A 10,370-nucleotide genomic window follows, 5' to 3' on the forward strand; every position below is an offset into this window, starting at 1 on the left:
TATCGTACAACCTATCATGCGATGGTGGAAAAAAGCGAACTTGCCTGGCGACCTTGCCTCGAAGTTAAAAGGGCGATGTCCTGACTTCGAGGTATTCAGCCATGCAGCCTCACTCGCGTTTACGGCACGACCTGACGTTGCTGATGGTGTTTCTGCTGATTGTCGTGGTGTCGGGTTTTTCACCCCGCAGCCGGGTGGACTGGGCGCTGGAAAACCTGCTGGTACTGTTGCTGGTGGGGACGTTGGTGGCGGTTTCTCGCTGGTTTCGCTTGTCTGCGACGTCCATCACGCTGGTGTTTGCGTTTCTGTGCGTTCATGAACTGGGCGCCCACTACACCTATTCCCTGGTGCCTTACGATCAATGGTCTTCGGCGTGGTTGGGCTTCAGTTTCGACCGGGCGTCAGGTGTGCACCGCAATCACTACGACCGACTGGTGCATTTGAGCTATGGGCTGCTACTGGCTTATCCGGTGCGCGAAGTCCTGTGGCGCCTGACTCCGCTGCGTCGGTTCTGGCTGTTTTTCGTGACCCTGAACATCATGCTGTCGACATCCGCCGTGTACGAACTGGTGGAATGGATCGGCGGTGCCTTCCTGGGCAATGACACGGCAAATGCCTTCGTCGGTGCACAAAACGATCCCTGGGACTCGCAAAAGGACATGGCCATCGCGGTCGCCGGAGCGTTTGCCAGCCTGTTGCTGGTGTCTTTGCTCGGCAAGGCGCAAAAACAAGCGGTGACAACTGCTGGGTGATCGGGCAGGTGGCTTCGACCGCGGATGAACTGTCGAGCCTGGCGGGGGAGTTGTCGCGGTCGTTGGATCGGTTTCGACTGTGAGGTAGAGGTTGCCTGACAGGACGCCATCGCGAGCAAGCTCGCTCCCACAGTTGATCTCCACTTGCCGAAGATCCATTGTGGGAGCGAGCCTGCTCGCGATGGCATTGGATCAGACACCTCCGGACCGAGGCCCTACAGATACTTATCCGTCACAGCCCCCTCCGAAGCACTGGACACGGTCTTCGCATACTTGGCCAACACCCCGCGCTTGTATTTCGATTCCGGGCGCACCCAACGCGACTTGCGCTCGGCCAGCACGGCATCGGAGACATCCACCGTGATCTGCCGGGTTTCGGCATCGATGATGATCCTGTCGCCATTCTCGACCAGCGCAATCGGCCCGCCTTCAAAGGCCTCCGGCGTGATATGACCGACCACGAAACCGTGTGAGCCACCGGAAAAACGCCCGTCGGTGATCAGCGCCACTTCCTTGCCCAGGCCCTTGCCCATGACCGCCGACGTCGGTGACAGCATTTCGCGCATGCCCGGGCCGCCCTTGGGCCCTTCGTAGCGGATCACGATCACTTCGCCGGGCTGGACTTCGCCATTGAGAATGCCGGCCAGCGCACCTTCCTCGCCGTGATAGACCCGTGCCGTGCCTTCAAAGCGCAGGCCTTCCTTGCCGGTGATCTTGGCCACGGCACCGGTGGGCGAGAGGTTGCCGCGCAGGATGACGAGGTGGGAGTCCTTCTTGATCGGCTGGTCGAAAGGCCGGATCACGTCCTGGCCGGCCGGGTAGTCGGGCACGGTTGCCAGGTTTTCCGCCAGGGTCTGGCCGGTGACGGTCAGCACATCGCCGTGCAGCATGCCGGCATCCAGCATGCGCTTCATCAGCGGTTGAATGCCGCCGATGGCTACCAGCTCGCTCATCATGTACTTGCCGCTGGGGCGCAGGTCGGCGACCACCGGGGACATCTTGCCCAGCTCGACGAAGTCATCCAGGGTCAACTCGACATCCACTGCGTTGGCCATGGCCAGCAAATGCAGCACGGCGTTGGTCGAGCCGGCGAGGGCGATCACCACGCGAATGGCATTCTCGAAGGCTTTGCGGGTCATGATGTCGCGAGGTTTGAGGTCGAGCTTGAGCAGCTCCATGACCTGCTGTCCGGCACGGAAGCTGTCCGAGGCCTTGTCGCCGCCAATGGCGTCCTGGGAGCTGGAACCGGGCAGGCTCATGCCCAATGCTTCAATGGCCGAGGCCATGGTGTTGGCGGTGTACATGCCGCCGCAGGAACCGGGGCCGGGAATCGCCACCTCTTCAATCTGCTTGACCTGGATCTCGCTGATATCGCCCCGCGCGTGTTGGCCCACGGCCTCGAACACGGAAATGATGTCGGTGTGGCCGGCCCCCGGCTGGATGGTGCCGCCATAGACAAAGATCGACGGGCGATTCAGCCGTGCCATGCCGATCAGGCAGCCCGGCATGTTCTTGTCGCAGCCGCCGATGGTCACCAGGCCATCAAATCCCTCGCAACCGGTGACCACTTCAATGGAGTCGGCGATCACCTCGCGGGACACCAGCGAATACTTCATGCCTTCGGTGCCGTTGGCGATGCCGTCGGAAATGGTGATGGTGTTGAAGATCACGCCCTTGGCGCCCGCGGCATTCGCGCCTTTTTCGGCTTCAAGCGCCAGCTTGTCGATGTGCATATTGCAGGGCGTGACCATGGCCCAGGTCGAGGCGATGCCGATCTGCGGTTTCTGGAAGTCTGCATCGGTAAAGCCCACGGCCCGCAACATGGCGCGTGCCGGTGCGGCCTCCACGCCGTCGATCACTTGAGAGGAGTACTTGCGCAGATCGTCTTTGTCGCTCATGACTGCTCCTATCGCTCATGGCTGTTCCTCACGCACTCATGGTGAAAAACAGGATGAGTATAGAAGGCCCGGCGCCCGGGCCCGGACTAACCGGTCGGGAACAGACGCGCGGGTAAGCCTTGTCGTGATATTCTGCGCGCCAACTTGGTTTGACCTATTCAGTTTGCATGTCCGCAAGACGTGCCGACGGAATCACTGTCGCTCAAGTAGCTGAAGCCAATAAAGATAAAAAGTCAGTTCAGAAGGGACATTAAACTGGGGTCGATGCGGTTCGTCGGCCTTGTGTGCCCACCCTGCAATCCTTGAGTGCCGCACCCGTGACTGCCGAGAAACATGGGGCTGTGCGCATGAGGATGGAAGGGCGGATGGCGTTTTATCATAGGTGCTACAGATGTTTAAGAAAGTGAACACGGCCCTGCTGGGGCTGGCTTTGGCGATGGGGATGACTTCGGTCTACGCGCAAGAGGCAAAGAAAGTCGATGTGCTGCTGATTGGCGGCGGCATCATGAGCGCGACCCTGGGTGTGTGGCTCAATGAGCTGGAACCTGGCATGTCGATGGAAATGGTCGAGCGCCTCGATGGCGTCGCCCAGGAAAGCTCCAACGGCTGGAACAACGCCGGTACCGGTCACTCCGCCCTGGCCGAACTGAACTACACCCCGGAAGACGAGAACGGCAAGGTTTCGATCCCGAAAGCCGTTGAAATCAACGAAGCCTTCCAGATCTCCCGTCAGTTCTGGGCCTGGCAGGTTCAGCAAGGCGTGCTGAAGAACCCGCGTTCGTTCATCAACTTCACTCCGCACATGAGCTTCGTGTGGGGCGATGACAACATCAAGTTCCTGAAAAAACGCTACGAAGCCCTGCAAGCGAGCCCGCTGTTCGCTGGCATGCAGTACTCCGAAGACCCGGCTGTGATCAAGCAGTGGGTGCCGCTGATGATGGAAGGGCGTGACCCGAACCAGAAGATCGCGGCCACCTGGAGCCCGCTCGGCACCGACATGAACTTCGGCGAAATCACCCGTCAGTTCGTTGCGCACCTGCAAACCACGCCGAAATTCGACTTGAAGCTGTCCAGCGAAGTGCAGGACATCACCCGGAACGAAGACGGCAGCTGGCGCGTCAGCTACAAAAACCTGAAAGACGGCAGCAAAACCGAAACCGACGCCAAGTTCGTGTTCATCGGCGCCGGCGGCGGTGCCCTGCACCTGCTGCAGAAGTCCGGCATTCCTGAAGCCAAGGAATACGCAGGCTTCCCGGTGGGCGGCTCGTTCCTGGTGACCGAGAACCCGACCATCGCCGAGCAACACCTGGCCAAGGCCTACGGCAAGGCTTCGGTGGGCGCACCGCCGATGTCGGTTCCGCACCTGGACACCCGCGTGCTGGACGGCAAGCGCGTGATCCTGTTTGGCCCGTTCGCGACCTTCAGCACCAAGTTCCTCAAGGAAGGCTCGTACCTGGACCTGCTGACCACCACCACCACGCACAACGTGTGGCCAATGACCAAGGTCGGCATCAAGGAATACCCGCTGGTCGAGTACCTTGCAGGCCAGCTGATGCTGTCTGACGAAGACCGCATGAGCGCCCTGAAAGAATACTTCCCTAACGCCAAGGCTGAAGACTGGCGCCTGTGGCAAGCCGGCCAGCGCGTGCAGATCATCAAGCGTGATGAAGCCGCCGGTGGCGTGCTGAAACTGGGCACCGAGATCGTCGCTTCGCAAGACGGCAGCATCGCCGGCCTGCTGGGCGCCTCCCCAGGCGCATCGACCGCCGCACCGATCATGCTGACCGTGCTGCAGAAAGTGTTCAAGGACAAGGTCGCGACACCTGAGTGGCAGGCAAAACTGCACCAGATCGTGCCGAGCTACGGCACCCAGCTGAACAACAGCCCTGAGAAGGTTGCTGAAGAGTGGGCCTACACCGCCAAGGTGCTGGAACTGACTCCGCCACCTGCGGTGATCGCACCGGCTGTGAAGCCAGTGACTGTCGACACTGCTGTTAAGGCACCGAAGGCTAATGCTGCGAGTGATATGGCTCTGTAACTAGACGCCGGATCAAAAAAAGCCCACTGAACCGGCGACGGTCAGTGGGCTTTTTTGTGGGCGATGGCACAGGCAACGCTTTGAACCCGGAGTGTCTACGCCGGCCTTCACGGGGGACTGTCATCAATTGTCAAGTCGCTGACGCTCAATGAGAAGCAGACAGTTTGGCCCTGAGGATACTGGTTTGTTTACCGACCTCGGTAAGGCGAAACCGTAAGCCTGATACCTCTCCGCCCTGGCGGGAAATTGTAGGAGCGAGCTTGCTCGCGATGGACTCAAGTGCGCTGCGTTTATCCAGTAAATACGCGTAATCGTTAATGACCATCGCGAGCAGGCTCGCTCCTACAGTCAGTTGCATCTCGATAAAACAAACATAGAGAACGCAGAATGAAGTTCAGTTTTGTAGGCAACAGCCAGCCGACCCGCCGGCGGGTTTTACGCGATGCTTTCACGTTGGCTTTGGCGGCTTCGCCGTTGGCAAGCCTGGCCAGGGCTGCCGACGAAACCGGGGTGGCCGGTGAGGCCGCCGAGGAAGTGACCTTTGCCGCTGGCCCGCGCCCGCTGGTGCAATATCCGCAAAAACGCCCGTTGACCCTGGTGACCACGCGACCGCCGCATCTGGAGACGCCGTTCCCTGTCTTCAACGAAGGGCCGATCACGCCCAATGACGCCTTTTTCGTGCGTTACCACCTGGCCAATTTCCCGACCAGCATCGATCCCGACAGCTACCGCCTGACGATCAAGGGCTCGGTCGACACGCTGCTGTCGCTTTCCCTTGCCGAGCTCAAGGCCCTCGCCGAACCGGTAGAAGTGGTGGCCGTCAATCAGTGTTCGGGCAACAGCCGTGGCTTCTCGATGCCGCGGGTGTTCGGGGCTCAGTTGGGCAATGGCTCCATGGGCAATGCGCGGTGGCTGGGGGTACCGCTCAAGGCTGTACTGGAAAAGGCAGGGGTGAAAGCCGGTGCCGCGCAAGTGACCTTCCGTGGGCTCGATAAACCGGTGCTGCCGAGCACGCCGGAGTTCATCAAGGCGCTGGACATCAGTCATGCCATGGACGGCGAGCCGATGATCGCCTGGTCGATGAATGGCACCGACCTGCCATTTCTCAACGGTTACCCGATTCGTCTGGTGGTGCCGGGCTATTTCGGCACGTACTGGGTCAAGCACCTGAGTGAGATCGAAGTCCTCGACCATACCTACGACGGTTTCTTCATGGCCAAGGGTTACCGGGTTCCGGATAACGATTGCTTCTGCATCGCCCCCGGCACCACGGCGGCGAAAACCCGGCCGATTTCCAGATTGCCGGTGCGCAGTTTCATCACCAGTGTTAAGCACGGCGATGTATTGCCACTGAACAAAAACGTGGTGCTCAAGGGTATTGCGTTCGACGGCGGCGCTGGGGTCAACAAGGTGGAGGTGTCGGTCGACGGCGGAAAAACCTGGCGCGAAGCCAGGCTTGGGCAGGACCTTGGTCGCTACTCCTTCCGTGAGTGGACACTGTCGATCAGCTTTACCAGCAAGGGCGCCACGCAGTTGATGGTGCGAGCCAGCAACAGTGCGGGCGAGACGCAACCGCTGCAAGCCGACTGGAACCCCGGTGGCTACCGCCGCCATGTCGTCGAAACCAGCCACGTGACCGTCGCCTGAGGAGGGCTGCATGAAACTCATGAAATTCATGACCACCTTGCTGTGCGCGGCTCAGGTTTGTCTGGCCAGCATGGCTAGCGCCGCGCCACTGTCGATCACGTTGCCGCCCGAAACGGCCGCGTTCAAGTCCAGTGCGTTGCCTGGCTATCCATTGGCCCAGCAGAAGTGTTCCATCTGCCATTCGGCCGACTACATCAACTTCCAGCCGCCGGGCATGAGCCTGGCGCAGTGGACCGCCGAAGCGAGCAAGATGCAGCACGTGTACGGCGCTCCGATCAGCGACCAGGAGGTGAATGTGATCGGCGCCTACCTGGCGGTGACCTACGGCAGTGCCCTGGCGAGCGATGCCGATGTTCAGGCGGCCTCGAACCCGTCGGCGGGCCAGCCCCCGACAGTGTCGGTAGCCAAAGTCGCCTCGGCCTTGCTCCAGGACAACGCCTGCCTGTCCTGTCACTCGGTCGATCATAAGGTCGTCGGCCCGGCCTATCACGATGTGGCAACCAGGTATGCCAATGACCCGCAGGCACTGGCCCGGGTAATGTCCAGCATTCAGCACGGCGGTAGCGGAAAGTGGGGGGATGTGCCCATGCCACCGTTCGCGCAGTTAAGTTCGGACGACCTGAAAAGCCTGGCGACGTTCATCATGAATCAATGAGCGGGCCGCGAGCCTTGTGGGAGCGAGCTTGGTCCGGGCGGCGCTCCGACGATGGCGGTTGCACAGTCACACAGAAGGTGCCTGACAGGCCGCCATCGTCGGAGCGCCGCCCGGACCAAGCTCGCTCCCACATTATTCGGGGCTTTTTTGTGAGTGCAGTTTGTTCAAGACATCGAAGTCTTGTCTGCACTGAAGCGCTTGAGAATGTCCTGGTACATTTTGGTCCGCCGATGATTCTGGCCATATCCGCCCGCAGCGGCGACGGTGCCGGCCTGGACGTGGTCCAGGTACTTGAAGATTTTGCCCGGCGAAAGAAACACGACTTTGTAGCCAAGCCCGATCACCCGGTCTTGCAGTTCATAACCGGGCACACGATCGTCGATCTGAAAATGCAGACCCTGCTGCTTCATCAACCCGCAATTCCATAACGTGCAAAAGCTTTTCAAGTGGGTTTCCTTGTAGGGCTTCGGGTCTTTTGATCGCAGGCCAAGGGATTGCTTCAGGCGCCGGTAATGGTGCTTGAGCAGGCGTGAAGTGAAGCGCCACACGGTCCTTGGCAGTCCGCGGTTGAGTTGCTCCGTGCAACCGACCGCGATGACTTTTCGATCCTTTGTGCAGTGGTCCAGCATCATCGCAAAGACATCGGCATCGAAGACGAACGTGTCGGTGTGCATCAGGAACAGATAGTCGGTATTGACCCTGGCCAGTGCCAAGTCCAGCGCTTTGCCATGGGCGATGTGGCCCGGCTCTTTGGTGGGGGCATTGCGTTCGATCAGATTGATCCAGTCGAGTGAGCGCAAATACTCGACGCTGGCGTCCGCCGAACCGTTATCCACCACCCAGACCGCAATGCCGGCTTTTCGTACCGGCTCGCGCAAAAGGTCCAGGCAGATCCTGGTCAAATCAAGGGTTTTGTAATTCACCAGAACGATGCTGAATGGCGGTTTGGCGCTTGTATCGACACTACCCATCTTCGAAATGCTCGACGGCCCAAATGCGTCGAGCTTAAAGAGGCAACCTTAGCCCAAGCTTAATTTCACCTGAGCTATTGCTGGCTGACGCCTTCGAACGTGCCTGTGCGTACCTCGCCGCTACGCAGGTAACGGGCGATCAGCACACCCCCGGGCGAGCTGATCGAGTTCTGCAAGGTGAAGGCCGACGCTTGTGCGTTGTCGCCGAACAGGCGCTTGCCGCGCCCCAGCAGGATGGGATGAATCATCAGCCGCAATTCATCCACCAGGCCGGCGGCAAGCAGTTGGCGCACCAGATCGCCGCTGCCTTGGGTCAGTAGCTGAGGACCGTCCTGACGCTTGAGCGCGCTGATCGCATCGACCAGGTTGCCCTCCAGCGCATGGCTGTTCTGCCAGTCCAGCGAGTCGGCGCGATGCGTGGCCACATGCTTGGGTACGCTGTTGAACAGGTCAGCGATGGTGTGGTGGGTTGAATCGGCCCGAATGTGCGGCCAATAGGAGGCGAAGATGTCGTAGGTACGACGCCCCAGCAGCAACTCGAACGGTTGGGAGAACAGGTCCTGTATGGCCTGGCCGGTGGTTTGGTCGGCGTAGGGCACTATCCAGCCACCGAACCGGAATCCGCCACTGGAATCCTCTTCAGGCCCGCCGGGCGCTTGCATGACGCCGTCCAGACTCACGAACGCGGCAACGGTGAGTGTGCGCATGTTCTTCTCCTGATTCATCTTGCTGAAAGAGTTTAGACAGGGAAGTCTGCGATGCCTTGAGACCATTCCCTGATAGATAGTCGAACCAGACGCTGTGAAATCGACAACAAAATGCGTGATCTTTATTTCTCGCGGGAATGCATTGCATAACATTGTCATTTGGAGGCTTCGAGCAAACCAGGGGCGATTCACCGCCTGTTTCCAGCGTTATGCACCAAGTGCGCACCACAGGGAGCTGGCCCGGTACTTTAAGCTGATATCATTCAAGAACTTGCAAAAGGGGTAGAAAAATATGAATCGTCGTAAAAAAATAAATCAGCTGTTAAAGGCTCACGCCAAAAAGGCCAGTGCCAAATTGGCACCGAAAAACAAGTCAAAATACATTAGTAAAGCGGACCGATTGAAACTGGCTGCTGAATCCAGTCAGGACTCAATCATTTGCGCTGAGAGCTGACGCCACCATCGGCGGCGGCCCGCAGTCCTCAGTCGCCAGTGGAAAGCCCATGCTTGTGTGCGTAGGCGTACAGATCTACGCGGTTCGTCAGGCCCAGCTTGCTATAGATCGATGTTAAATGGTTGCGCAGCGTGTGCTCGCTGATGTGCAGCTTCTCGGCCACCAACTTGCCAGGCGCTGAGGGGTCGCTGGCCAGCGATGCAATGGTTTGCTGCTCGCGACGCGTCAGCTTGGCGATTTTTTCTTGCTCCGGGTCCATATCGCGCTCGGCTTTCTTGCGCGCCAGTTCAAGGAAGATACGGCTGGTCGCATTGCGGTCAATCCAGAGTTCGCCTTCATGCACTTTTTCTATGGCTTTGAGCAATGTTGAGGCGGATGCCGACTCCCGCTTATCCACCACGCCACGTGCGCCCGCCAGCACCGCACTGTCATGCAGTGTCACGTCGCTCGACCCTGTCACTACCAGAATCTTGGCTTTGGTCTGGCGGTGCAAGTCGGCCAGCGACTCGATACAGTCCTCGCTGTCCAGGTCCAGTACCACCACATCTGGTGTGTATAGGTGCAGCGAAAGCAGGTATTGCGCCACCGACGCCACCGAACCCGCCAGCATCAACCTCGGTTGAGCGCTTTCCACCAGACGCTCAAGGCCCCAGGCCACGAGCGGTAGAGCTACTAACAGGACTTGAATTGGCATGCGGCTCGCTGCCTCTTTAGGCGGGTTGTGTTAGCTGATCATGATAGCAATCGTTGCAGCCCCTAGCTTTTTCTATAGCGCTTCAGGCACCCCCTCCCATGACATTTGTCCCGTAAAACACTGTTTTAAAGGGTGATTGACTCCCAGAAAAAAAGGGATAGCGCACTCATGTAAAAAACAGAAGCCGTTTTTAGACTGCAGTCATGAAAGACGCACACCGAATTGAGCCCCGTGAACAAGTCACCCTGTCGCTGCAACTGATCGGCGGGGGCAACGGTGTCACCCGTGACATCAGCGCCTCCGGTTTGTATTTCGAAACCGATAGCGAGCAGCAGGTGGGTAGCTTGATTGACTTCGAGATCGAGCTCGACACTCCCGGCGGCCCCATGAAGTTCAAGGCGCAGGGACAAATCGTGCGCATTGAGCCGCTGGGTGGCAGGGCCGGGGTGGGCGTGAAGCTGCTGGCCAGCCGGCTGGTACCGGTGGAGTGAATTATTCGCAGGTTGAGGAAGAATCGGCTCGTGGCTGTTAGCGGTCCACAGCGGTTTTTTTGC

General features: G+C 59.2%; 10 protein-coding genes. 6 read left to right on the forward strand and 4 right to left on the reverse strand.

Features of this window, described 5'->3' with window-relative positions:
* Nucleotides 1-101 precede the first annotated feature (101 nt).
* On the forward strand, nucleotides 102-752 hold the full coding sequence (locus tag ACEN8Z_RS14085) for a DUF2238 domain-containing protein (protein ID WP_495598040.1): 651 nt from the start codon (nucleotides 102-104) through the stop codon (nucleotides 750-752).
* Nucleotides 753-967: 215 nt separating this feature from the next.
* On the opposite strand, the gene ilvD is transcribed toward ACEN8Z_RS14085, so the two are convergent.
* On the reverse strand, nucleotides 968-2,650 hold the full coding sequence (ilvD, locus tag ACEN8Z_RS14090) for a dihydroxy-acid dehydratase (protein ID WP_495598041.1): 1,683 nt from the start codon (nucleotides 2,648-2,650) through the stop codon (nucleotides 968-970).
* A 391-nt stretch (nucleotides 2,651-3,041) separates the two neighbouring features.
* Here ilvD and mqo point away from each other — a divergent pair, with 391 nt between their 5' ends.
* The 3 genes from mqo (at nucleotide 3,042) to sorB (ending at nucleotide 6,990) form a co-directional block, all read left to right on the forward strand.
* Nucleotides 3,042-4,688: a malate dehydrogenase (quinone) gene (gene mqo / locus ACEN8Z_RS14095; RefSeq protein WP_495598042.1), complete on the forward strand. Its 1,647-nt coding sequence runs from the start codon at nucleotides 3,042-3,044 to the stop codon at nucleotides 4,686-4,688.
* 387 nt (nucleotides 4,689-5,075) lie between these two features.
* Complete coding sequence (gene sorA, locus ACEN8Z_RS14100) at nucleotides 5,076-6,335, forward strand: SorA family sulfite dehydrogenase catalytic subunit (RefSeq protein ID WP_495598043.1); 1,260 nt, start codon at nucleotides 5,076-5,078, stop codon at nucleotides 6,333-6,335.
* A gap of 10 nt (nucleotides 6,336-6,345) precedes the next feature.
* Nucleotides 6,346-6,990 (forward strand): SorB family sulfite dehydrogenase c-type cytochrome subunit, encoded by a 645-nt coding sequence (gene sorB, locus ACEN8Z_RS14105; protein WP_495598044.1) that lies wholly within the window; start codon nucleotides 6,346-6,348, stop codon nucleotides 6,988-6,990.
* A 164-nt stretch (nucleotides 6,991-7,154) separates the two neighbouring features.
* On the opposite strand, the gene ACEN8Z_RS14110 is transcribed toward sorB, so the two are convergent.
* Nucleotides 7,155-7,961, reverse strand: coding sequence for a glycosyltransferase family 2 protein (locus ACEN8Z_RS14110; protein WP_495598045.1), 807 nt, complete (start codon nucleotides 7,959-7,961; stop codon nucleotides 7,155-7,157).
* A gap of 74 nt (nucleotides 7,962-8,035) precedes the next feature.
* Nucleotides 8,036-8,668, reverse strand: coding sequence for a dihydrofolate reductase family protein (locus ACEN8Z_RS14115; RefSeq protein WP_495598046.1), 633 nt, complete (start codon nucleotides 8,666-8,668; stop codon nucleotides 8,036-8,038).
* Nucleotides 8,669-8,960: 292 nt separating this feature from the next.
* Here ACEN8Z_RS14115 and ACEN8Z_RS14120 point away from each other — a divergent pair, with 292 nt between their 5' ends.
* Complete coding sequence (locus ACEN8Z_RS14120) at nucleotides 8,961-9,122, forward strand: DUF2986 domain-containing protein (protein WP_277529555.1); 162 nt, start codon at nucleotides 8,961-8,963, stop codon at nucleotides 9,120-9,122.
* Between the two features lie 28 nt (nucleotides 9,123-9,150).
* Here ACEN8Z_RS14120 and ACEN8Z_RS14125 read toward each other — a convergent pair whose 3' ends face one another.
* Entirely contained in the window at nucleotides 9,151-9,816 is a 666-nt protein-coding gene (locus ACEN8Z_RS14125; protein WP_007998632.1) for a LuxR C-terminal-related transcriptional regulator, read from the reverse strand.
* Between the two features lie 203 nt (nucleotides 9,817-10,019).
* Here ACEN8Z_RS14125 and ACEN8Z_RS14130 point away from each other — a divergent pair, with 203 nt between their 5' ends.
* On the forward strand, nucleotides 10,020-10,307 hold the full coding sequence (locus ACEN8Z_RS14130) for a PilZ domain-containing protein (protein ID WP_277529551.1): 288 nt from the start codon (nucleotides 10,020-10,022) through the stop codon (nucleotides 10,305-10,307).
* The last annotated feature ends 63 nt before the right edge of the window (nucleotides 10,308-10,370 follow it).

This window comes from Pseudomonas sp. Pseusp10 (assembly GCF_059492225.1).

Excerpts from the sequence above, each read along its gene's own strand:
- ACEN8Z_RS14085 (WP_495598040.1), top strand. The coding sequence starts at position 102 with ATGCAGCCTCACTCGCGTTTACGGCACGACCTGACGTTGCTGATGGTG.
- ilvD (WP_495598041.1), bottom strand. The coding sequence starts at position 2,650 with ATGAGCGACAAAGACGATCTGCGCAAGTACTCCTCTCAAGTGATCGAC.
- mqo (WP_495598042.1), top strand. The coding sequence starts at position 3,042 with ATGTTTAAGAAAGTGAACACGGCCCTGCTGGGGCTGGCTTTGGCGATG.
- sorA (WP_495598043.1), top strand. The coding sequence starts at position 5,076 with ATGAAGTTCAGTTTTGTAGGCAACAGCCAGCCGACCCGCCGGCGGGTT.
- sorB (WP_495598044.1), top strand. The coding sequence starts at position 6,346 with ATGAAACTCATGAAATTCATGACCACCTTGCTGTGCGCGGCTCAGGTT.
- ACEN8Z_RS14110 (WP_495598045.1), bottom strand. The coding sequence starts at position 7,961 with ATGGGTAGTGTCGATACAAGCGCCAAACCGCCATTCAGCATCGTTCTG.
- ACEN8Z_RS14115 (WP_495598046.1), bottom strand. The coding sequence starts at position 8,668 with ATGCGCACACTCACCGTTGCCGCGTTCGTGAGTCTGGACGGCGTCATG.
- ACEN8Z_RS14120 (WP_277529555.1), top strand. The coding sequence starts at position 8,961 with ATGAATCGTCGTAAAAAAATAAATCAGCTGTTAAAGGCTCACGCCAAA.
- ACEN8Z_RS14125 (WP_007998632.1), bottom strand. The coding sequence starts at position 9,816 with ATGCCAATTCAAGTCCTGTTAGTAGCTCTACCGCTCGTGGCCTGGGGC.
- ACEN8Z_RS14130 (WP_277529551.1), top strand. The coding sequence starts at position 10,020 with ATGAAAGACGCACACCGAATTGAGCCCCGTGAACAAGTCACCCTGTCG.